The following is a 21,475-nucleotide window of genomic DNA, read 5'->3' as shown; positions in this document are numbered from 1 at the left end:
CTATCCTTTTCAAGAAGCCGTGGGATCAGTAATCGCGCTCGAAATAAATACCAAGCGTGCTTTCGCCGTCGCTGGCGACCGATCCGCGCGTGGTGACGGAGTCTGTGACGTCTAGGTTAAGGTTGATCTGCGTCTTGCCGTCGTCATCCAGTTCAACGTCGGTATAGACGTTCCGGGTCAGGTATTTCCCCGCCCGCACCGCGACACTGCCGTCGTCATCGACCGTCAGGTCAAGATCGTCCAGACCCGCAGCGTCGCGAATATTTCCGACCACGCCAATGCCGCCGCGCCCGGCCAGTACCGCCATTGCATTGGCAAGCTGGGCGGCCTGAAGCGGGGTGATCTGGTCGAGACCCTGCCCGAACAGCAGATAGGACAGCACCTCTTCTTCCGGCAATTCGGGGTCGGATTCGAAGGTAATATCCGGCTCCCGCAATTCGCCGTCAATGACGATGCGGGTGGTGATGTCGTCTTCCCGATGCGTCGCGACAAGACGCAGAACGGGGACAAGACTGCCCTGCAACTCGATCAGCCCTTCGCTGAGCTCGAACCGCTTCCCAAGCAGATCGACCCGGCCCCGGATCAACGAAAGATGCCCGACCGGCACCGGGGTGCGGGCGTTACCTGTCACCCGCAACTCGCCACCCATTTCCGCATCGACGCCGCGCCCGCGCACAAATACCTGATTTGGCGCCGAGATCGTCAGATCGAATCGCGCCGGGTTCGCGGGCGGGGTCGCTGCCGGTCCGGCCAGTTCAGCATCCTGCGCGGCAAGGCTGCCATAAGGTTCCAGCCCCGCCTTCGCGCGCGTGGCCGCCGCCTGCCAGCTATCGCCGATATGAACAATGTTGTCCGGGATCGCCTGCGTGCCCCCGAGCCCGGTCGAGGGAATCCGGAACTCCGCCTGGACGATATTGATCCGCCCGCTGACCAGCGGCCCATCCGCCGCCACCCCGCTGATGGAGACAGCGCCATTCGCCGTCAGCTCATACAGGTTGGGATCGCGGATAACGGCATCCATCAACTGCGCATTCAGATCCAGCACCGGCGCGCCGGAGCGCAAATCGACCGAGCCATCCACACCAAGCGCACCGCCCGCGTTCAGATTACCGTTGACGTTGAGATCGATCAGCCCGCGCGCCAGTGCCGCGTTCAGCCGCAGATCGTCCACGGTCAACCCGATGCGCGGCTCCGCCAGGCGGCCATTCTCCATGCTCAGATTGCCGGTGATCGCGTCCAGCCCCGGCTCCCCCTGCATGCGCAGATCGAAGCTGACCGGGCCCTCGACACTGCGCGTCCGCAGGAACCCGTTCGCCGCCGCCGCATTGCTGACGCCGGACACCCGCAGATCAGTCTCCGCCCCGGCGTAAACACCCGATACCTGCGCCCGTGTGCCCCCCGGCCCGGTCAGGGCGAGGTCCATTGCCGTACCACCCGGTTGCTGGCTGATCGTGCCGGTTGCCTGCGCCGACCCGGTGATCCCCGGCAGAAGCGGGGCGAGGTCGGCCAGCCGCGCATCCAGATTAAGCGCCTCCGCCGGGTTGCCATCCGCGATCACCTGAATCTGACCGTTCTGGACGTTCAGCCGCTCGACAAGGATGGTGCCATTGCTTTGCTGAAGGGCCAGTTCTGCGCGGGTCGGACCTTGCAAAAGCGCATCTGCCTGCGGATTGCCGATGCCCAGACCATTCGCCGTTGCCGCCGCCGTGATCCGACGACCCCCCGGCTGGTCGGTAATGCGGGCATTCGCCGCAACATTACCGCTGAGTTGCGGCATGACGAAGCCCAGATCGGGCGCGCTGAGCTGCGCATCAATATCGGTTTCACCCGGACCGTAAACACCGCTGGCCGTCGCTGAAATCTGCCCGTTGCGGGCGCTGACGCTGTCCAGCCGGATCAGCGACCCGTCCTGCGCGCCACTGGCGGCGAACCGCGTTTGCCCGGCCAGCGCCGCATCAAGCTGCGCGACGCCGGTTGCGATATTGGTGCCGGAGCCGCTGATGTCGAATTCACGCCGCCCGCCCTGATCCCGAAGCTGGCCTGACGCCTGAACCGACCCGCCGAATTGCGGGCCAAGGAAGCCGAGATTGCCGCTCCGCGCCTGCAGGTCAAAACGGCTGACACCGCCGCCGATAATCCCCTCGCCCTCGGCGGCGATCTGCGGGTTCTCGACCTGAAGCCGCTCGAAGGTGATGCGGCTGCCGCTTTGCACTGCCTCGACGGCAAGCCGGGTTTCCCCGGCAAGGGCGGCATTGCCTTGTGCGTTGCCCACCCTCAGATTGCGCGCCGTCCCGTCAAGCGTGATTGCCCGCCCCCGTGCCGTATCGCGGACGGTTGCATCGGCATTCACGGCACCGCCAAGACCACGTCCAAGGAAGGACAGATCATCCGCGCGAAGCTGCGCCGTCAGATCGGTCTGGTCCTGCCCGAACCTGCCAGAGGCATCCGCCGACAGATCGGGGTTTTCGATCTGCGCGCTTTCCAGCTCGATCAGCCCGCCATTCTGGGTGCCGGTCGCCGTGAACCGCGTCTCCCCCGTCAGGGCACCGCCGACACCCAGCGACAGATCCGTGCCGGTGCCGGTCAGCGTAAAGCCGCGCCCGCCATTTTCGGCATCGGTCAATGTCGCATCAGCCTCGACCGCGCCGGACCAGCCGAGGCCGAGCGCGGACAGATCGCTCATGCTCAGATCGGCGCTGGCATCGGTGCCATCGGGACCGATCACCCCTTGGGCGCTGACTTCGGTCTGGTTATTGGCCAGCTCTGCCCGCTCTATGGTGAAATTGCCGCCCTGCTCAACGGCGGAGACATCTATCGTCGTCGTTCCGCTCAGCGCGGCATCGGCCTGCGCCTGACCAAGCGCCAGATCGTCGCCGGTGCCGGTCACCGTCAGGCGGCGCTTTCCGTCCTCAATATCGGTGAAGCGCGCATCCACATCCAGCCCGCCCTGAAGCCCGAGACCGAGGGAGGCGAGGTCGCGCACGTCAATCGCCGCCAGTGCATCAGTCTGCGACTGGCCGACGACACCCTGCGCGGCGATATTCATCTGATCGTTGGAAATATCGGCGCGATCTATCCGGATTGCGCCGGTCCCGGTTTGCGCCGCCGCGATGGCGATATTGGTCAGACCCGTCGCCGGCGCATCCGGCTGCGCCTGCCCCAGCCGAATATCCTGCCCCGAGCCGTCGACGCGGATCTGCCGTGTGCCGTCATCATCCGTGGTTACCGTCGCATCGGCGTTCAGCGTCCCGGACCATCCCTGACCGAGCGCGCGCAGATCGCCAATCGCGAAGCGCGCCTGCGCATCTATCGCGCCCTCATCAAGCTGGCCGGAGGCGTTCATGTTCAGATGCTCATTATCCACCTCCAGCGAGGTGACCTCCAGCGCGCCGCCGGGTCGCTGCTGCCCGACCAGCGTCACATCGGTTTGCCCGCCAAGCGCGCTGTCAACGCTCTGCTGACCCAATGCGAGATCCTGCCCGACCGCATCGACCCGGAAATTCCGCGTCCCCTCCGGCCCCTGGGTAAAGACCGCATCCGCGCCGAGCGCCCCAAGCCACCCGTCACCAAGAGCCGCAATCGACTCCATATCCAGACGTGCGCGCGCATTGACGCCGGAATCCGACATGGTGGCATTCGCCGTCGCGGTCATCTGGTCGTTGTTCAGCCGGATGTCGGAGATATTGACCAGATCGTCCTTCTGCTCCGCCTCGACCGAAAACCGGGTCTGACCCAGAAACGCCCCGTCCAGATTGTTCTGACCAAGCGTGATGTCATCCGCCGTCCCGGTCAGTGTCACACGCCGCCCGTCGGCATCCGCGTCAATCTGCGCCTGCGCGACAAGCGCCCCGGCGAAGCGTTCGCCCAAAGCAGCAAGATCGCTGACGTTCAGGTCGAACCGGGCATCGATGTCGCGCCCGGCAACAAGCCCGCTGCCATCCAGCGAAAGCTGCTCATTGCTCAGCCGAAGCGCGTTCAGCATGAAGCCGTTTTCCTGCTGCGCGATTGTGGCGGTCAGGTCGGACTGACCCGCAAAGGCATTATCAACCGCCTCGATCCCGGTTTGCAGCCCGGTTGCCTGCCCATCCAACTGAAGTTGCAGCGCCCCGTTCGGACCCGAAATCCGGGCATTCGCTGCCAAAGCACCCTCCAACGCCGGATCGAGATCAGACAGCGTCGGCATGTCGAAATCTGCCGTCAGGTCCATGCTGTCGCCCGTGACCAGACCGTTTGCCGTCAGGCTGATCCGCTGGGCGTTGATCTCCAACGAACGCAGCTCGGTACCCTGCTCCGTCCGGGCGGCGGACACATCGATGGTGGAATCGCCGCGCAGCAGATTGTCGAGCTGATCGTTGTCGACGGTGATGTCGGTGCCGACGATATTGCCCTCAACATCGAATGCACGGGTCAGGACGCCGTAGCTGGCAGAAATATCCGCCTCCGCCCGGCCCGACATGTTTCGGCCCGCAAGCCCGGACAGGTTGCTCAGGTCATCATAGCGCGCAATCAGGCCGTCCGTTGAAAGCGTGATACCGCTGCTCAGCCCGTCAACGGTCAGCGCGCCGCCCAGCGAATACGCATCGCCAGCGAGTTCCATCTCGCTCAGCCGCAGCACATCGCCCGGCGTGAAGTCAAACCCCGTGCTGCCACCGATCCTGTCGCCAAGCGCCTGCTGAAGATTGGCGCTGACCAGCGAAATCCCCGCTGCATCGAAACCGATCTGACCGCCGATATTCTCCAGCGACTCGCCATCGGCCAGCACCACCTGCCCCGAGCCATCCAGATCGAGCCGGGCAATCCGGGCCTGATCGCGGTCGATCTGGGTCAGCCAGCCCTGCAGGCTCCAGCCCGACCCTTCGGCAGCATTATAGCCCAGCGAAAGATCGCCCGACAAAACCGTCACGGGCGGTTCGGTAAACGGTATCTTGACCGGCAGGGTCTGCGCCCCAGCCTCCTCCCCGAAATCGATATTCAGATCGAGCATCTGCGGCGCGTTCTGATCGTTCAGCGACAGCGCCCCGTCGATCTTGAGCGCATCGGTATCGAGATCCAGCGCCTCGACCTCAAGCCGCCCGCTTTCGCCGCGCCAGCCGGTCGCCGTCAGGCTGGTCCGGTCACCGAAGAATTCACGGTTATCCGGCGGCAGCAGCGTGGCGATGTCGCCGCCGATATTGATATCGAAACGATTGCCCGGCGCACCGTCCGGCCCCTCGGCGGACTGGCTGCGCAACGTGCCCGTGATCCGGTCGACCCCGTCTGTCGCCAGCCTGATATCACCCGCAAAATCGGTCAGCGGACCGCTGCCCTTGATATCCGCGTTGACCGCTGGCTGGCCGTCGATGTCCGCGATGCGCGAGAATATACCGCCCGGATCTTCATCCAGCGACAGGTCGATATTCAGCACCCGGCTTTCATTGTCGAACCCGCCTTTGAAGGTGAATTCGCCCTTCTTGCCGTCAACCCGGCTGATCTCAACATCGGCGGTGCCTTCGCCACCCGCCAGCGTCATGGAGCCGCTGAGCGTGATTTCCGCGTCCTCACCCAGGATCGGGCTGCCGATCACCACGCGCTCGGCATCGATCTGGTCGATATAGATGCCGACCGGCAATTCGGGCAGGGAGAAGCTGCGTGCCTCTGCCCGCGTCTCCTCCTGCTCCTCGGTGATGGGTCCGCGCGGCACCTCGATCAACGCGGCGCTCATCTCGCCGATCTGGACCTGACCGCGCAAAAGGGCGGAGCGGTTCCACTGTATCGCGCCGTCATGCAGGGTCAGCCAAGCGCCTTCGCCATCGGAAATGACAATGCGCGCGAAGGTGGCGCGCGATGACAAAGCCCCCTCGAACCCGTCGATAACAACCGACCTGCCGGCGCTCGACAAACGGTTTTGCAAGAAGCGGGTCAGGAAACCCTTGTCATCGGTCTCCTCCGCCGCGATTTCGGCAACTGTCGCGTCATCCTCCGACGCATCCTGCGCCAGCGCAGCGAGTGGCAGCAGCAGCAGAAACGCCAGCCTGATCGAGAATTTCCGCAACATCAGAACGCCTGCCCAAGACCGAGATAGAGCTGAACCGAGCTTACATCGTCGTCGTCATCTTCGTTGATCGGCGTCGCCACGTCAAAGCGCAGCGGACCGATCGGCGTGTCGTAGCGCACCCCGACACCCGCACCCGCATGCCATTTCCGATCACCCTGCCAGACACCGTCATCCCAGATCTGGGCCGCATCAACGAACGCCACGGCACCGATCTTTTCCCGGACCTGATAACGCGCCTCGAAATTGATGTTCAGCAGGCTGAGCCCGCCGACATAGGCGTCCTCCTCCTGATCGGGCAGCGGGATGTCGAAGCCGAGGGATTCATATTTTTGCCCGCGCACACTGCCGCCGCCGCCGGAGAAGAACAGGTAATCCGGCGGGGTTTCGAGAATATCGGGACCCACAACCGTTCCCAGCCTGGCACGGCCCGCGAAGGTCAGCCGGTCCTCTTCCAGAAAGCTGCGATAGTAGCGGCCCTCACCGATAAGCTGCGCGCCTGATCCCGTGTCCTCCAGCCCGACAAACGGCGTCACCTCGCCGGACAGCCAGAAACCGCTCTTGGCGTTGTTCTGTTGGTCCCGCATATCCCATGTGACCTTCGTCGGCAGGGAGATTGTCGAAAATTCGTAATAGCCATCGCCGTAATTGATCTTCGACAGGGTGTATTTCAGCGCAAAATCCCCGGTCAGGCGCTCGCTTTCGATGTGGTTGAAGCCGATCCCGAACTCCACCTTGCGTTCGTAGTAATCCGGTTCGTTATCTTCGGACAGGTTCAGGTCGATATATCCGGTCGTATCCGCCGACAGCGTCGCGGGCCGGTCTATCCTGACGCCGAAGGAATAATCCTGCTCATCCGTGTCGGCGCTGACATCGCTGATCTGCGCCTCCACCCGGAAACGCTCGCCACCCCGCAGCAGGTTGCGGTGCAGCCAATAGGCGGAGAACATGGCGCCATCGACGCTGGAAATCTCGAACGCCGCGCCCAGACGGCGGGGTTTCTGTTCCACCACGGTCAGCGCGACATCCATCGAATTATCGGGGTTCAGCGTTTCCGCCTCGACCAGCGTGATCGCGGAAAACACGCCGGAGCGGCGCAGGCGCTTGCGCATGGTGTCGAGCTTTTCGGGATCGAACAGCTCACCCTCCGGATAGCCTGCGATCTTGAGCATGCGACGCGTGCTCAGTCGCTCATTCCCGGTCGCCTGCAGCCGCCCGAAGGTCACGGCCGGGCCGGGGTTCAGATCAACCCGCGATTCAAGCTGTGAGACATTGTGATCCGCGATGATCTCATCCGCCGCGACACGGGCCTTGGCGTGGCTGGCGTCACGCCAGTCGCTGATCGCGCGGGAGGTCGCCCGTTTAATGATCCCGGTCCCGGCGGGTTTGCCGACCGCATAGCCGTCAATCGGTTGCGTGCCGGGCGCAAGCGGCCCCAGATCGGCGCGCCCGAATTCAAATCGCGGGCCGGGATCGACCGAGACCACCACCTGACCGACATAGTCCGGCGCGTCGAGCGGCGCGATATTCGCCGCCTCCACCCCGTCCAGCGTGATATTGATGATGGCCGAAAAATAGCCCTCGTCGTAAAGAACCCCAAGAACGCGGGCATAATCGCCACGCGCCGCCGCAAGAATATCCTGCCCGGTCGCCCGTTGTTCATCCAGCGCACCGGCCACCAGCGATGCGCCCCGCAAGGGCCGCCGGAGGTCTTCATCGCCATTGACGATGACGAATTGCAGATCGACGGGCGGACCCAGAACCTCGCCCTGATCATTGGTGACAGGCTGTTCTTCGCGGCTGAAAAGCCCGGAGAAGCGGGAAAACGGGTTCGAGGATGACGCAGACTGCGCAAACGCATCGGCCCCGACCATTGCCACCGATGCAAGCGCCGATAAGGCAATCGTTAAACTGCGATGCATCCCTGACGGCCCCTCCTGCGCTTCGCCTCGTTTTTACAGCTTTACCTTGGGAAATCTACCTGAGTTGAGTGTGATTTATGCTACTTCACGAAATTGCCGCCAGACAGCCGTGAAGTGCGGCCATATCGTCACGGATCAGCAACAGCGGCGTGTTTTCCGGGATGTGCCGCATATAAGGCTCGGCAAGGAATGCACTCTCCAACTGCTCCGTCCGGTGTGCGAAGCTGCGGGCCACGGAACCGGCAAGATACATGCCTTCGACCGGCATGAAGCGCAAAGCAAGCTCGCGCAGCAGCAGGCCGAAAAGCTCGGTAAACAGACGGTAGGTCTCTTCCGAAGCCGCATCGCCCTGCATGGCCGCATTGGAGATGGCCTCGGCCCGCTCCACCTTCACGTCATGCAGCGCCTCGTGCAGCCGCGCGAGACCGCGCCCGGCAAAAAGCTCCTCGGTCGAGAAGAAGCCCGGCATCGCGCTCGCCCCGACCTGATCCAGCAGGCGCGCATAGATATTCGCGGGCAGGCTGGTATGCCCCTCCTCCGCCTCCTGACAGGAAATCGCGCCGCCCGGCAGATGCCGGACACCACAGACATTGAACCCGGTCCCGGCACCGACCACGAGGGCCTGCCCGTTCCGCGACCGATGCGCCGGTGCCGCCCGCAGCAGCGAGACACCGTCTTCGTCCAGACGATTGGTGGCATAGCCCAGTGCCGTCAGATCGTTGATCAGCCGCACATGATCGGCATCGGTCAGCTTCGCAAGGCGCTCTTCGGAGAAATCCCAGTCGCGGTTGGTCAGCTCCGCCCGCCCGCCCGAGACGGGACCGGCGACCGCGACACAGACCGCCGTCAGCCGGGGATCGTCCTGTTCGGCCAGATAGGTCTGCACCACGCGGTCAAAGCTGTCATAATCCTCGCCACGGTATCGCGTAATGCTGTCGGTATCGATTATCCCATTGCGCGCCAACGCCACCCGCGCATTGGTTCCGCCGACATCAGCAAGTAAAACTGCCATATTGCCCCCCGATTTGTCTGATTTATTGCGATACGCGAGCCGCTTATGCACTGCAACCTACCATAGCCCGGCTGGCAAAACAGAGGTCTTACCGATAAGGAATGGTCGATTCGTCGCAGGGCGGCTAACATGGGCCGCTCTCCAACCATTTTCCGCCAGTCGCGGACCACAGGCTGAAGGCCATACATGACCGATTACATCATCAAAGATATCGCACTTTCCGACTTCGGGCGGAAAGAACTCGACATCGCTGAAACCGAAATGCCGGGGCTGATGGCGCTTCGGGCAGAATATCGCGACGCAAAACCCCTTAAAGGCGCACGCATCGCCGGCAGTCTGCATATGACCGTGCAGACCGCCGTGCTGATCGAAACGCTGGTTGCTCTGGGCGCGGATGTCCGCTGGGCCTCGTGCAATATCTACTCGACACAGGACCACGCCGCCGCAGCGATTGCCGCATCCGGTGTGCCGGTCTTCGCCATCAAGGGCGAAACGCTGGAAGAATACTGGTCCTATACCGACCAGATTTTCCGCTTCGGCGAAGGGACCGCGAATATGATCCTCGACGATGGCGGCGACGCCACGCTTTATATCCTGCTGGGTGCCCGGGTCGAAAACGGCGAAGATGACCTGATCGCCACCCCGACCAGCGAAGAGGAAGAGGCGCTGTTCGCCCAGATCCGCAAGCGGCTGGAAGAGAGCCCCGGCTGGTTCACGCAGCAGCGCGATGCCATTCAGGGCGTCAGCGAGGAAACCACGACCGGCGTGCATCGCCTCTACGATCTGCACAAGAAGGGCCTGCTGCCCTTCCCGGCGATCAACGTCAACGACTCCGTCACCAAGTCGAAATTCGACAATAAATATGGCTGCAAGGAATCGCTCGTCGACGGTATCCGCCGCGCCACCGATGTGATGATGGCCGGCAAGGTCGCCGTCGTCTGCGGTTACGGCGATGTCGGCAAAGGCTCTGCCGCCTCGCTGCAAGGTGCCGGTGCCCGCGTGAAGGTGACCGAGGTCGATCCGATCTGCGCGCTGCAAGCCGCAATGGACGGTTTCGAGGTGGTCACGCTGGAGGAGGTCGTCGCCTCCGCCGATATCTTCGTCACCACGACCGGCAACAAGGACGTCATCCGCGTCGAGCATATGCGCGAGATGAAGGACATGGCCATCGTCGGCAATATCGGCCATTTCGACAATGAGATTCAGGTCGCCAGCCTGAAGAACCACAAATGGACCAATATCAAGGATCAGGTGGACATGATCGAGATGCCCTCGGGCAATCGTATCATCCTGCTGAGCCAGGGCCGTCTGCTGAATCTCGGCAATGCCACCGGCCACCCGTCCTTCGTGATGTCGGCCAGCTTCACCAACCAGGTGCTGGCCCAGATCGAGCTGTTCACCAAGGGCGACGAATACGCCCCTGGCGTCTATATCCTGCCCAAGCATCTGGACGAGAAAGTCGCGATGCTGCATCTCGACAAGGTCGGCGCAAAGCTGACGAAGCTCTCTGCCGAGCAGGCCGACTATATCGGCGTGCCGCAGGATGGCCCTTTCAAATCAGATCATTACCGGTATTGAAACCATGAGCGAATATAACCTCTTCACCTCGGAATCCGTGTCCGAGGGTCACCCCGACAAGATCGCGGACCAGATCAGCGACGCCGTGCTCGACGCCATCATCGCCGAGGATCCGCGCGCCCGCGTTGCCTGCGAAACAATGGTCAAAACCGGGGTGGCGATTATCTCCGGCGAGATCACGACAAGCGCATGGGTCGATCTGGAATCAATCGTGCGCGATGTCATCAGCGATATCGGCTATACCTCGTCCGAGGTCGGCTTCGACGGTGCCACCTGCTCGGTCATCAATATCATCGGCAAGCAGTCGCCGGAGATCAATCAGGGTGTCGACCGCGAAGCTCTGGAAGAACAGGGTGCCGGCGATCAGGGCCTGATGTTCGGCTATGCCTCGGACGAAACCGATGTGCTGATGCCCGCCCCGATCACCTATGCGCACCGGCTGGTTCAGCGCCAGTCGCTGGTCCGCCGCAATGGCACGCTGGACTGGCTGCGCCCGGACGCGAAATCGCAGGTCACGTTCCGCTACGGCGAGGATGGTCGGCCGGAGGCCGTCGATGCCGTCGTCCTGTCGACGCAGCACAACCCGGAGATCGGGCTGGACGATCTGCGCGAAGCGGTCATTGAGGAGATCATCAAGCCGGTTCTGCCCGCCGAGTGGCTGTCTGCGGAGACGAAATACTTCATCAACCCAACCGGCAAATTCGTCATCGGCGGCCCGGTTGGCGATTGCGGCCTGACCGGGCGCAAGATTATCGTCGACACCTATGGCGGCATGGCCCGCCACGGCGGCGGTGCGTTCTCGGGCAAGGATCCGTCCAAGGTGGACCGTTCCGCCGCCTATGCGGGCCGCTGGGTTGCGAAGAACATCGTCGCAGCCGGGCTTGCCAAGCGCTGCGAGATTCAGGTCAGCTACGCCATCGGCGTGGCCGAACCGACCTCGATCTCGCTCAACTGCTTCGGAACCGAAACCGTCCCGGTGGAGAAAATCGTCGCCGCCGTGCGCGAGGTCTTCGACCTGCGCCCCTTCGCCATTATTGGCGAGCTTGACCTGCTGCACCCGATTTATCGCAGCACGTCGACCTATGGCCACTTCGGCAAGGCGCCAGAGCAGATCACCTATGCCGGCAAAACCCACACCGGCTACACATGGGAAGCGACCGACAAGGCAGAGGCACTGAAAGCCGCCGTCTGACCCCGGGCGGGGCGAAGCGAACACTTTCGCCCCTCTTCATCCTGGCCCAAATATCCATGCGACGGCGCAGCCCAGGCGGCGCTTAGAAATAAAAAGGGGCGGCCCTGACAGCCGCCCCTTTCGTCATTTCGGTTCTCTTACTTCAGCTCATCGACCGAGCTGATGACCTTGCCGAGCAGCCCGTATTCAAGCGCCTCCTCGGTGTTCAGCCAGAAATCGCGCTGCGTGTCCTGCTCGATCCGTTCGACACTCTGACCGGTGGCGTCTGCGAAAATCTGGTTCAGACGCTCGCGCATCAGCCGGACCTGCTCGGCCTGGATCATCATATCCGTCGACGTCCCGCGAATCCCGCCCGAGGGTTGGTGCAGCAGGAAGCGCGTGTTCGGCAGGCAGAAACGGTTCTTTTTCTGCGCGCCCATGAAGATCAGCGCCCCGGCAGAGGCCACCCAGCCCGAGCCAATGCAGCGCACGGTCGGGCGGATAAAGCGGATCATGTCGTGGATCATGTCACCGGATTCGACATGCCCGCCGGGGGAGGAGATCAGCATATTGATCGGATCGTCGCTCTCCTCCGCCAGTGCCAGCAGATGCGCGACAGTGCGCTGCGCCAGCTTATCGTTGATCTCTCCCGCGACGATCACGTTGCGGGATTTGAAATAGAGCTTGCCGATATTGCTGCTCTCGGGCAGGCCCAGCCCTTGCTCTTTCGGGGCGTCGTCTTCCTGATCGTCGTCTTCGTCGTCCAGCCGGATCTGGGGCATGGTGTCCTCTCGGTTCTGAAAATCTGTGGCTTAGCTGGCCGGGGTCGAGCTGACGCCGACCTTGGCGGGACGCAGCAGGCGGTCATGGATCATGAAGCCCGGCTCCATCAGCTGAATGACGTCACCAGCCCTGGTGCCGGGCAGCGGCGCCTCGAACATGGCCTCGTGAAGCTGCGGATCGAATTTCTCGCCAATCTCGGGGCGCAGCACGGTGATGCCGTGCTTGGCGAACACGTTGCCCAGCTCACGCAGGGTCAGTTCCACCCCCTCAAGAAGCGCGGCATTGGTTTCCCGCTGATCCTCGGGAACGGCGTCAATCGCGCGGTGCAGGTGGTCATAGACCGGCAGCAGATCGCGGGCGAGGCGGGAGCCGCCATATTGCTCGGCATTGCGGCGCTCTTTATCCGCGCGTTTGCGGGCGTTTTCGGCATCCGCAAGCGCCCGCATGAAACGGTCGCGCAATTCGTCCCGTTCGGCGGTCAGCTTCTGGACCTGATCCTCTTCCTCGGCAAACGGGTCCATGAAATCTTCATCGAGGGGAAGTTCCTCAAGCGGCTGCTGGTCATCAGGGTTCTGGTCGCTCATCTTCTCATCCTTTCGGGCCGGACAATATGCGCCCGACCAACTGGGCCGTGTAATCGACAATCGGCACGATGCGACCGTAATTGAGCCGCGTCGGACCGATCACGCCAACGGCGCCAATAATCTTCCGGTCGGAGTTCATATATGGAGAAACCACCAGAGAGGAACCCGAAAGTGAAAAAAGCTTGTTCTCGGAACCAATAAAAATGCGCACCCCGTCCCCGCCTTCGGTCAGTTCGAGGAATTCGGCGATGTCCCGCTTGCGTTCGAGGTCGTCGAACAGCTCCCGTATCCGGTCGAGATCGGCGGATTCCGTGCCGATCAGATTGGCACGGCCGCGCACGATCAGCCGGGCGTTGTTATCCTCGCTCTCCCATGTCGCAAGGCCCTTCTCGATCAGGGCGGCGGCGAGCGTGTCGAGCTCCTGACGCCGGGTCGAAATGTCGCGGCTGACCTGATTGCGCAGTTCGGTCAGGGTGCGGCCCTCTGCCAGAGCGTTGAGGAAGTTCCCCGCCTCACGCATTGACGACGGTGTCTGACCCGGCGGCGGCGTGAACAGACGGTTTTCGACATGCCCGTCCGAAAACACCAGCACCACCAGGGCGCGGTCCTGGGCGAGGCTGACAAACTCGATATGCCGGATCGGCGCTTCGTGCTTGGGCGTCAGGACCAGGCTGGCACCAAGCGTCAGCGAGGACAGCGCCCCCCCGACCCGGTCCATCAGCGTCGCGACATCGGCGGAATCCCCACCAAGGGTTTGCTCGATCCGGGCGCGGTCGGTCGGGGCGACCGGATCGACCTCCATCAGCCCGTCGACGAACATCCTCAGCCCCTGCTCCGTCGGGCGGCGACCGGCAGAGATATGCGGCGCATCCAGCAGTCCCATATATTCCAGATCCTGCATGACGTTGCGGATCGTCGCGGCACTGACCTTCTCCGACATATCCCGCGTCAAGGTGCGCGAGCCGACCGGCTCACCCGTGATGAGATAGGTTTCGACCACCCGGCGGAACACTTCGCGCGAGCGGTCGTTGAGTTCATCGAGTATCGGGCGGTTGGTCATGCGGGGTTGCGTCCGTCCTTGGCGGGCCTGTATCTGACGCGCAAACAGGAAAGGGAATCCTATGCGTCCTTCTGGCCGAAATCTAAGCGAAATGCGGGCAATTTCAATCGAGACCGGCGTGATGCGTCATGCAGAAGGGTCCTGCCTGATAAAAGTCGGCGGGACTCACGTGCTGTGCAGCGCCTCTATCGACGAGAAAGCCCCGCCTTTCCTGCGTGGTACGGGTCAGGGCTGGGTGACAGCGGAATATGGCATGCTGCCCCGTGCAACGAACACCCGCAACCGGCGCGAGGCCGCATCGGGCAAGCAAGGAGGCCGCACGGTCGAGATTCAGCGGCTGATCGGGCGCTCGCTTCGTGCCGGGGTGGACCGGCGCGCGCTCGGTGAGCGGCAGATCGTGGTCGATTGCGACGTGATACAGGCCGATGGCGGCACCCGCTGCGCCTCCATCACCGGGGGCTGGGTGGCGCTGCGGCTGGCTGTCAACAAGCTGCTGGAAGCCGGAATGGTGACCTCCGACCCGATCATGGATCATGTCGCCGCCGTCTCCTGCGGGATCTATGCGGGCCAGTCGGTGCTGGATCTGGACTACGCCGAGGACAGCGAGGCCGGAACCGACGGCAATTTCGTCATGACCGGCGGCGGCAAGCTGATCGAGGTGCAGATGTCCGCAGAGGGCGCGACCTTCAGCCGGGATCAGATGAACGGGTTGCTCGATCTGGCAGAGGCTGGCGTTGCAGGGCTGGTTGCCGCGCAGAAAGCCGCGATCTGATGCGCCGGTTCGAGGGCAAGAAACTGCTGGTCGCCACCCATAACCGGGGCAAGCTGGACGAAATGCGCGCGCTGCTCGCCCCTTACGGGGTCGAGGTCGTCGGTGCGGCCGATCTGAACCTGCCCGAGCCGGAGGAGACCGAGGATAATTTCATCGGCAATGCGCGCATCAAGGCGCAGGCTGCCGTGAAGGCGACCGGGATGCCGGCGCTTGCCGATGACAGCGGGATCTCTGTCGACGCGCTTGACGGCGCACCGGGGGTTTATACCGCCGATTGGGCGGAAACAGGTCAGGGCCGGGATTTTGTCATGGCGATGACCCGCACCTGGACGGAGCTGGAGGAACGCAACGCCCCCTTCCCCCGCTTGGCGCAGTTCCGCTGTACGCTGGTGTTGGCTTGGCCGGATGGGCATGACGAGGTGTTCGAGGGCGTTCTGCCCGGTCAGGTGGTCTGGCCGCCACGCGGTGCAGAAGGCCACGGATATGACCCGATCTTCATGCCGGAGGGCCATCATGTCACGCTGGGCGAGATGAGCGCCGAGGAAAAGAACGGCGTCAGCCACCGGGCCGTGGCCGTCGCGAAGCTGCTGGAGGGGTGTTTTGCGTAGGATCTCCACCGGGTCGCCCTTCGAGGCAACGATGGGTTACAGCCGAGCCGTGGTGAAAGGCCCGTGGTGCTTCGTCTCAGGCGTGACGGGGTATGACTACGCGACGATGGAAATCCCGTCCGGTGCAGCGGATCAGGCGCGGAATTGTTTTGAGACAATCACTGCGGCGCTGCGGGAGGCCGGTTTCGAGCTGAGCGACGTGGTGCGGGTGCAGTACACGGTCACGGACGCAGCCCATATCGATGAAATCACCCCGGTTCTCGGGACTTTTTTCGGTGAAATCCGCCCTGCCGCGACCATGGTGATCGCGGGGCTGATCAAACCGGAAATGAAGGTCGAGATCGAAGTGACGGCGCTTCGGGAATGAACGAGGACTGGCGCAACGGGGGTTTCGGCCTTTATGTCCACTGGCCCTTTTGCGCCTCCAAATGCCCCTATTGTGACTTTAACAGCCATGTCGTCGGCGAGGTTGATCATGCTCGTTGGGCGAAGGCCCTGTGTTCAGAGGTTGGGCGTGTCGGGGCGCTGACCCGTGGCCGGGTGCTGAGCAGCATCTTCTTCGGTGGCGGAACGCCGTCGCTGATGGCCCCGGAGACAGTGTCGGCGGTTATCGAAGCCGCGCGCGGATATTGGCATTTCGCGAATGACATCGAGATCACCATGGAGGCCAACCCCGGCAGTGTGGAGGCCGGGCGCTTCGCGGCCTATGCCCAGGCGGGTGTTAACCGTGTGTCACTGGGTGTTCAGGCTCTGAACGACACCGATCTGCGCCGATTGGGGCGGCTTCACAGCGTCAATGACGCTCGCCGTGCCTTTGATCTGGCCAAGACCCATTTCGACCGGGTGAGTTTTGACCTTATCTATGCGCGGCAGGACCAGTCGCTTTCAGCATGGCGCGCGGAGTTGCGGGAGGCGGTCGCTATGGCCGTCGATCATCTTTCGCTGTACCAATTGACCATCGAGGAGGGCACGATGTTCGGGGCCCGCCACGCGCGCGGGCTTTTGCGGGGCCTGCCGGAAGATGATCTTGCGGCGGATATGTATTTGGAAACAAACGATTTTCTTTCCGGTATAGGGATGCCGGCCTATGAGGTGTCCAACCACGCCCGCCCGGGCTGCGAATCCCGGCATAACCTGATTTACTGGCGGCAAGGCGATTGGGCCGCCGTCGGTCCGGGCGCGCATGGTCGGCTTACGCTGAACGAAAGCAGAACATCGACGGTTGCGGAAAGCCTTCCCGCAAGGTGGCTGTCGCGCGTGGAGACGGAGGGCTGCGGCGATATCGAAAACGACAGGCTGGCCCCCGGCGAGATCGCGACGGAGTATCTGCTGATGGCGATGCGCTTGTCCGAGGGGATGGATGTAGCACGCTACGCGGCCTTGGGCGGCAAGTTCGACGAAAAGCGCCTGGCGCGGCTGATCGACGATGGACTTGTGATCGCCAAGGCTGGCAGGCTTTCGGCCAGCAGCACCGGGCGGCCGGTGTTGAACTATGTTCTGCGGGAGATGGCGGGATGAGCCGGATCGTTTATTTGGCAATCGGCTGGGTTGCGGTCGGGCTTGGCGCAATCGGCGCGTTTCTTCCGATTATACCAACCGTGCCGTTTCTGCTGGTCGCCGCCTGGGCCTTCAGCCGGTCATCGGAAAGATTGCGGCAGAAGCTGCTGAACCATCCGGTCTATGGTCCCGATATTCGTCGCTGGCAGGAGCGTGGTGCGATCCGGCGGCCGGCGAAATATCTGTCTGTCGGTGCGATGGCCGCAAGCCTGATATTGGCAGCCGCACTGGGCGTTCCCGGCCCTACCCTGTTGATACAGGCACTGATCCTGTCAGCCGTCGCCGTCTACATCATCCTGCGCCCGGAAGCTTAGGCGCTTCCGGCGAGGATTTGGCAAAGCCGATCAAGCTGCTCCAGATCGCGATAAGTGATCGTCAGCTGCCCGCCATCCTGCCCGGCATGTTTGATCTGTACCCGCATTTTCAGCGTTGCGCTGAGATCACCCTCCAGGGCGCGGGTATCTGCATCCTTCTCTTCCTTATGGCGAGGCTTGGTGGGGGCGTCGGATTTCTTTCTGAGAAGCGCTTCGACCTCGCGAACCGACATTCCCTTTTCGATGATCCGGCGCGCGATGCCGACCGGATCGTCCACGGTGACCAGTGCGCGCGCGTGTCCTGCTGACAGTTTTTCTTCGCGTACCCATTCCTGAACCTGCTCCGGCAGATTCAGCAGCCGCATCAGGTTTGCAATATGGCTGCGACTTTTGCCGAGGGCCTCGGCAACCTTCTCCTGCGTGTGGCCGAAGCGTGACATGAGCTGGCGGTATGACGCGGCCTCGTCGATCGCGTTCAGGTCCGCACGCTGAATATTTTCGATGATGGCGACTTCCAGCATTTCGGAGTCGCTGAACTCGCGGATCAGGACCGGAAGCTCATGAAGCTGCGCAATCTGGGCCGCCCGCCAACGCCGTTCGCCGGCGACGATCTGGTATATGTTCTGATCGTCCGGATGGCGGCGCACGATAAGCGGCTGGATCACCCCGCGGTGACGAATGGAATCGGCCAGCTCAGCCAGCGCATCCTGATCGAAGACGCGACGCGGCTGATCGGGGTTGGGCGTTATCTGCTCCGTCGGGACTGTCACCGGCGCACCACGGGGCGCATCGTTGGTGTCATTGGTGTCCGCGTCGGGCTGCAAGTCGGCCATCAGGGCAGAGAGACCGCGACCAAGGCTGCTACGTTTATTCTGGCTCAATTGCGCATCTCCTTCTGACGGCTCAGGAACTCTTTGGTCAGCGCCTGATAAGCGCGGCTGCCTGCGGAGTTCGGATCGTATAGCGTGACAGGGAGACCGTGCGACGGCGCCTCCGATATGCGGACATTTCGTGGGATGATCGTGTCATACACCAGTTCACCCAGGGTTGAGCGCGCATCCGCCTCCACCTGTTGGGACAGGTTGTTCCGCCCGTCATACATGGTCAGCACAACGCCATTCACCCGCAGGGATTGGTTGGCACCCTGCCGCACCTCTCGCACAGTCATCAGAAGTTGGGACAAGCCTTCGAGCGCATAAAACTCCGTCTGCAGCGGGACCAGCACGGAATCCGCGGCGACGAGCGCGTTGACCGTGAGCAGTCCGAGAGCGGGCGGGCAATCGACGAGGATATAATCATATCCTTCCGCGCCCTGAAGAACTGCTTTCAACAGCTTGATGCGATCCGCCCTGGAAGAGAAATCCATATCGGCGGAACTGAGATCGGAGGTCGACGGCACCAGGAAAAGCCCATCCGTGCTGGTCGGCACCGTCGTTTCTGTCAGCGAGTTCCGCCCGGAGAGCAGATCGTAAGAGGTGGATTTCCGGCCTTTTACCGGATTTCCGACCCCAGTCGAGGCGTTCCCTTGCGGATCCAGGTCGATAATCAGCACCCTATGTCCTTGGGCCGCCAGCCCCGCGCCGAGATTAACCGCCGTGGTGGTCTTTCCGACGCCGCCCTTTTGGTTCGCGACGGCGATAATATTCGGATCAGCCATGTTTTTGGATGCCCCTGAGCTTCATTATAACGGAATCTGCCTCGATCCGGCTTGGTATTGTCTCAAAATCGAAGTGCCAATCTTTGCTGGCAACATCGATTTCATCTCGCCAATTTCGTCCCTTTAATAGCCAAGCTGTCCCGTCTTTCGCAAGCACGCGTTGGAGCCAAGGCAGCAGTTTTTCGAGCGGCGCGAGGGCCCTTGCGCTGGCGTAGTTGTGGTTGCCGTCCGGCAGGGCTTCAATTCTGTCGGTGAGCACCGTGAGGTTTGCCAGTTCCAATTCCCGGCGTACCGTTTGCAGAAATGCCGCCTTTCGCTTGTCGCTTTCGACCAGCGTTACTTTCAGGTCCCGGCTCTGGGTCAGGATCGACACGACGATGCCGGGGAGCCCGCCCCCGGAGCCGAGGTCGACCCAACTGCCCGTTTCTGGCTTTGCGGCTTCGATAAGTTGGAGGGAGTCCTCGATATGCCGATCATGTATATCTTGCAGCGTACCACGGGCGACCAGATTAATGGCTGGGTTCCACTTCTTTATCAGCTTCGCGTATGCGTCCAGCAGTTGCGCTGTTTCACGTGAAACACTCATCCGGCTCGGCCGAGCTTCCGCGCCGTGGCAACAAGCAACGAAAGCGCCGCAGGGGTCATACCCTCGATGCGCGCGGCGGCGGCGACCGTTGCAGGTTTCGCCAGCGCCAGCTTGCTGCGAAGTTCATTCGACAGACCCGGGATAGATTGATAGTCAATCTCTCGCGATAGCTCGACAGTCTCGTCCCGTTTCATCGCCTCGGCTTCCCGCTTCTGCCGCTCGACATACTGCGCATAGATCGCCTGAATCTTGACCTGCCGCTCAGTTGACGCGTCCCACTCTGGAATCTCCGCACATAAATCACGGAGGTTGGAGAGTTCGACATCCTTGTTTGACAGCAGTTCGAACGCAGTGCGCCGGCGGCTATCACGGCCGGTTTCAAAATCTGCCGTCGCGAGATCTCTGCCGCCGAAACTGATTTCGTTCAACACATCCATTGCCGAGTCCAGACGCGACATCTTCTCTTCGAAAGATCGGCGCCTGTCCTCCCCCACACATCCAAGCGCAATTGCCAGCGGAGTCAGGCGTTGATCAGCATTGTCCGCGCGCAAGGACAGTCGGTATTCTGCGCGCGACGTGAACATCCTGTACGGCTCAGTCGCACCACGGGTTGTGAGGTCGTCGATCATCACCCCAATATATGAGGTCGTCCGCGAAAATACCGCCGCATCACCCGTTGCGGCATTCAGCCCCGCAACGAGGCCCTGCGCCGCCGCCTCCTCATAACCCGTCGTGCCATTGATCTGGCCCGCAAAATACAGCCCCTCTACCCCGCGAACCCTAAGCGTTGGCTCAAGCGATCGCGGATCTACATAATCATACTCGACCGCGTAACCGGGCTGGACGATCTCTGCATGTTCGAGCCCACTGATGGAGTTTACATATTCTCGCTGAATGTCCGCCGGCAACGATGTGGAAATCCCGTTCGGATAGACAAGGTCGGTTTGCAGGCCCTCCGGCTCCAAGAAGATCTGATGCGATTCCTTATCGGCGAAGCGATGTATCTTATCCTCGATCGAGGGGCAGTATCGCGGGCCGACGCCCTCGATGCGACCGCCATACATAGCCGACTTCGAAAGGTTTTCCCGGATAATATCATGCGTCCGCGCGTTCGTGTGCGTGACCCCGCAGCTGACCTGCTGCAACGCGGTGCTATGTGTCAGGAACGAGAGGAATTCGGGTTCATCGTCACCGGGCTGCGTCCCAACACTATCCCAGTCTATCGTCTTTCCATTTAATCGCGGCGGCGTTCCTGTTTTCAACCGCCCAAACTGGACGCCCAAATCCTTAATCGCAGACGCGAGCGACGAAGCTGATGCATCACCCCACCTGCCAGCTTGACGCTGTTCTTCGCCAATATGGATAATACCGTTGAGAAACGTCCCCGTCGTGATGATCACCCGGTCGGCTTTCAGCGACGCATTTCCCATGAAGACGCCGCCGATCCGCCCGCTACCGATGACCAGTCCCGTCACCTCGCCATAAACCAGATCAATATTCGGCGACACCTGAACTGCCGCGAGCGCCGCGGCGCGATAGGCATTACGATCTGCCTGGGTGCGCGGCCCCTGCACGGCGGGCCCCTTTCGCCGATTCAACAAACGATACTGAATACCCGCAGCATCCGCGAGCCGACCCATAAGCCCGTCCATCGCGTCAATTTCGCGGACAAGGTGGCCCTTACCCAATCCGCCGATCGCCGGATTGCAGGACATCGTGCCAATATCCCGCTCAGACATCGTAACAAGCGCGACCGACTTCCCAAGCCGCGCCGCAACGCTGGCCGCTTCTGTCCCGGCGTGCCCCCCGCCCACAACGATGACATCATATTGTTTCACGT

At 62.2% G+C, this 21,475-nt stretch carries 17 protein-coding genes; 7 read left to right on the top strand and 10 right to left on the bottom strand.

Annotated features, from left to right (window positions below; all coding sequences use genetic code 11):
- Positions 1-25: 25 nt before the first annotated feature.
- The 3 genes from PAF12_RS14100 to PAF12_RS14090 form a co-directional block, all read right to left on the bottom strand.
- Complete coding sequence (locus tag PAF12_RS14100; RefSeq protein WP_271107632.1) at positions 26-6,034, bottom strand: translocation/assembly module TamB domain-containing protein; 6,009 nt, start codon at positions 6,032-6,034, stop codon at positions 26-28.
- Positions 6,034-7,953 carry an autotransporter assembly complex family protein gene (locus tag PAF12_RS14095; protein WP_271107630.1) on the bottom strand — a complete coding sequence of 640 codons (1,920 nt, stop codon included), beginning with the start codon at positions 7,951-7,953 and terminating at the stop codon, positions 6,034-6,036. The genes PAF12_RS14100 and PAF12_RS14095 overlap by 1 nt, the downstream gene beginning before the upstream one ends.
- A gap of 85 nt (positions 7,954-8,038) precedes the next feature.
- Positions 8,039-8,965, bottom strand: coding sequence for a glucokinase (locus tag PAF12_RS14090; RefSeq protein WP_271107628.1), 927 nt, complete (start codon positions 8,963-8,965; stop codon positions 8,039-8,041).
- A gap of 186 nt (positions 8,966-9,151) precedes the next feature.
- Between PAF12_RS14090 and ahcY the strand changes: the two genes are divergently transcribed.
- Both ahcY and metK read left to right on the top strand, forming a co-directional pair.
- Complete coding sequence (ahcY, locus tag PAF12_RS14085) at positions 9,152-10,543, top strand: adenosylhomocysteinase (RefSeq protein ID WP_271107627.1); 1,392 nt, start codon at positions 9,152-9,154, stop codon at positions 10,541-10,543.
- Positions 10,544-10,547: 4 nt separating this feature from the next.
- Complete coding sequence (metK, locus tag PAF12_RS14080; protein WP_271107626.1) at positions 10,548-11,735, top strand: methionine adenosyltransferase; 1,188 nt, start codon at positions 10,548-10,550, stop codon at positions 11,733-11,735.
- 137 nt (positions 11,736-11,872) lie between these two features.
- Here metK and PAF12_RS14075 read toward each other — a convergent pair whose 3' ends face one another.
- The 3 genes from PAF12_RS14075 to hrcA are packed head-to-tail and all read right to left on the bottom strand — an operon-like array spanning position 11,873 to position 14,141.
- Positions 11,873-12,496 carry an ATP-dependent Clp protease proteolytic subunit gene (locus PAF12_RS14075; RefSeq protein WP_271107624.1) on the bottom strand — a complete coding sequence of 208 codons (624 nt, stop codon included), beginning with the start codon at positions 12,494-12,496 and terminating at the stop codon, positions 11,873-11,875.
- 30 nt (positions 12,497-12,526) lie between these two features.
- Positions 12,527-13,081: a nucleotide exchange factor GrpE gene (locus PAF12_RS14070; RefSeq protein ID WP_271107623.1), complete on the bottom strand. Its 555-nt coding sequence runs from the start codon at positions 13,079-13,081 to the stop codon at positions 12,527-12,529.
- A 4-nt stretch (positions 13,082-13,085) separates the two neighbouring features.
- On the bottom strand, positions 13,086-14,141 hold the full coding sequence (hrcA, locus tag PAF12_RS14065; protein ID WP_271107622.1) for a heat-inducible transcriptional repressor HrcA: 1,056 nt from the start codon (positions 14,139-14,141) through the stop codon (positions 13,086-13,088).
- Positions 14,142-14,202: 61 nt separating this feature from the next.
- Here hrcA and rph point away from each other — a divergent pair, with 61 nt between their 5' ends.
- From rph to PAF12_RS14040, 5 genes are read left to right on the top strand one after another with little or no spacing between them, the layout of a single operon-like run.
- Positions 14,203-14,913: a ribonuclease PH gene (gene rph, locus PAF12_RS14060; protein WP_271107621.1), complete on the top strand. Its 711-nt coding sequence runs from the start codon at positions 14,203-14,205 to the stop codon at positions 14,911-14,913.
- The gene (gene rdgB, locus PAF12_RS14055) at positions 14,913-15,521 is read left to right on the top strand and encodes an RdgB/HAM1 family non-canonical purine NTP pyrophosphatase (protein ID WP_271107620.1); all 609 of its coding nucleotides are present in this window, start codon (positions 14,913-14,915) and stop codon (positions 15,519-15,521) included. Before rph ends, rdgB begins: the two co-directional genes overlap by 1 nt.
- Positions 15,514-15,888: a RidA family protein gene (locus tag PAF12_RS14050; protein WP_271107619.1), complete on the top strand. Its 375-nt coding sequence runs from the start codon at positions 15,514-15,516 to the stop codon at positions 15,886-15,888. Before rdgB ends, PAF12_RS14050 begins: the two co-directional genes overlap by 8 nt.
- Entirely contained in the window at positions 15,885-17,039 is a 1,155-nt protein-coding gene (gene hemW / locus PAF12_RS14045; protein ID WP_271107618.1) for a radical SAM family heme chaperone HemW, read from the top strand. The genes PAF12_RS14050 and hemW overlap by 4 nt, the downstream gene beginning before the upstream one ends.
- Positions 17,036-17,392: a YbaN family protein gene (locus PAF12_RS14040; protein WP_271107617.1), complete on the top strand. Its 357-nt coding sequence runs from the start codon at positions 17,036-17,038 to the stop codon at positions 17,390-17,392. Before hemW ends, PAF12_RS14040 begins: the two co-directional genes overlap by 4 nt.
- Here PAF12_RS14040 and PAF12_RS14035 read toward each other — a convergent pair.
- The 4 genes from PAF12_RS14035 to mnmG are packed head-to-tail and all read right to left on the bottom strand — an operon-like array spanning position 17,389 to position 21,473.
- Positions 17,389-18,273, bottom strand: coding sequence for a ParB/RepB/Spo0J family partition protein (locus PAF12_RS14035; protein ID WP_271107616.1), 885 nt, complete (start codon positions 18,271-18,273; stop codon positions 17,389-17,391). The two genes, PAF12_RS14040 and PAF12_RS14035, sit on opposite strands and share 4 nt — an antisense overlap.
- On the bottom strand, positions 18,270-19,049 hold the full coding sequence (locus PAF12_RS14030; RefSeq protein WP_271107615.1) for a ParA family protein: 780 nt from the start codon (positions 19,047-19,049) through the stop codon (positions 18,270-18,272). Before PAF12_RS14030 ends, PAF12_RS14035 begins: the two co-directional genes overlap by 4 nt.
- Positions 19,042-19,635: a 16S rRNA (guanine(527)-N(7))-methyltransferase RsmG gene (rsmG, locus tag PAF12_RS14025; RefSeq protein WP_271107614.1), complete on the bottom strand. Its 594-nt coding sequence runs from the start codon at positions 19,633-19,635 to the stop codon at positions 19,042-19,044. The genes PAF12_RS14030 and rsmG overlap by 8 nt, the downstream gene beginning before the upstream one ends.
- The gene (gene mnmG, locus PAF12_RS14020; RefSeq protein ID WP_271107613.1) at positions 19,632-21,473 is read right to left on the bottom strand and encodes a tRNA uridine-5-carboxymethylaminomethyl(34) synthesis enzyme MnmG; all 1,842 of its coding nucleotides are present in this window, start codon (positions 21,471-21,473) and stop codon (positions 19,632-19,634) included. The genes rsmG and mnmG overlap by 4 nt, the downstream gene beginning before the upstream one ends.
- Positions 21,474-21,475: the final 2 nt, after the last annotated feature.

It is taken from the genome of Paracoccus sp. SCSIO 75233 (genome assembly GCF_027912675.1).
In the GTDB taxonomy this organism is placed as follows: Bacteria; Pseudomonadota; Alphaproteobacteria; order Rhodobacterales; family Rhodobacteraceae; genus Paracoccus.
The sequence above is the reverse complement of the archived record's forward strand: the minus strand, read 5'-3'. Positions and strand labels throughout refer to the sequence as shown.

What these genes read in the sequence shown, in the direction of transcription:
- PAF12_RS14100 (WP_271107632.1), bottom strand. Translation starts at nt 6,034, where the DNA reads ATGTTGCGGAAATTCTCGATCAGGCTGGCGTTTCTGCTGCTGCTGCCA.
- PAF12_RS14095 (WP_271107630.1), bottom strand. Translation starts at nt 7,953, where the DNA reads ATGCATCGCAGTTTAACGATTGCCTTATCGGCGCTTGCATCGGTGGCA.
- PAF12_RS14090 (WP_271107628.1), bottom strand. Translation starts at nt 8,965, where the DNA reads ATGGCAGTTTTACTTGCTGATGTCGGCGGAACCAATGCGCGGGTGGCG.
- ahcY (WP_271107627.1), top strand. Translation starts at nt 9,152, where the DNA reads ATGACCGATTACATCATCAAAGATATCGCACTTTCCGACTTCGGGCGG.
- metK (WP_271107626.1), top strand. Translation starts at nt 10,548, where the DNA reads ATGAGCGAATATAACCTCTTCACCTCGGAATCCGTGTCCGAGGGTCAC.
- PAF12_RS14075 (WP_271107624.1), bottom strand. Translation starts at nt 12,496, where the DNA reads ATGCCCCAGATCCGGCTGGACGACGAAGACGACGATCAGGAAGACGAC.
- PAF12_RS14070 (WP_271107623.1), bottom strand. Translation starts at nt 13,081, where the DNA reads ATGAGCGACCAGAACCCTGATGACCAGCAGCCGCTTGAGGAACTTCCC.
- hrcA (WP_271107622.1), bottom strand. Translation starts at nt 14,141, where the DNA reads ATGACCAACCGCCCGATACTCGATGAACTCAACGACCGCTCGCGCGAA.
- rph (WP_271107621.1), top strand. Translation starts at nt 14,203, where the DNA reads ATGCGTCCTTCTGGCCGAAATCTAAGCGAAATGCGGGCAATTTCAATC.
- rdgB (WP_271107620.1), top strand. Translation starts at nt 14,913, where the DNA reads ATGCGCCGGTTCGAGGGCAAGAAACTGCTGGTCGCCACCCATAACCGG.
- hemW (WP_271107618.1), top strand. Translation starts at nt 15,885, where the DNA reads ATGAACGAGGACTGGCGCAACGGGGGTTTCGGCCTTTATGTCCACTGG.
- PAF12_RS14040 (WP_271107617.1), top strand. Translation starts at nt 17,036, where the DNA reads ATGAGCCGGATCGTTTATTTGGCAATCGGCTGGGTTGCGGTCGGGCTT.
- PAF12_RS14030 (WP_271107615.1), bottom strand. Translation starts at nt 19,049, where the DNA reads ATGGCTGATCCGAATATTATCGCCGTCGCGAACCAAAAGGGCGGCGTC.
- rsmG (WP_271107614.1), bottom strand. Translation starts at nt 19,635, where the DNA reads ATGAGTGTTTCACGTGAAACAGCGCAACTGCTGGACGCATACGCGAAG.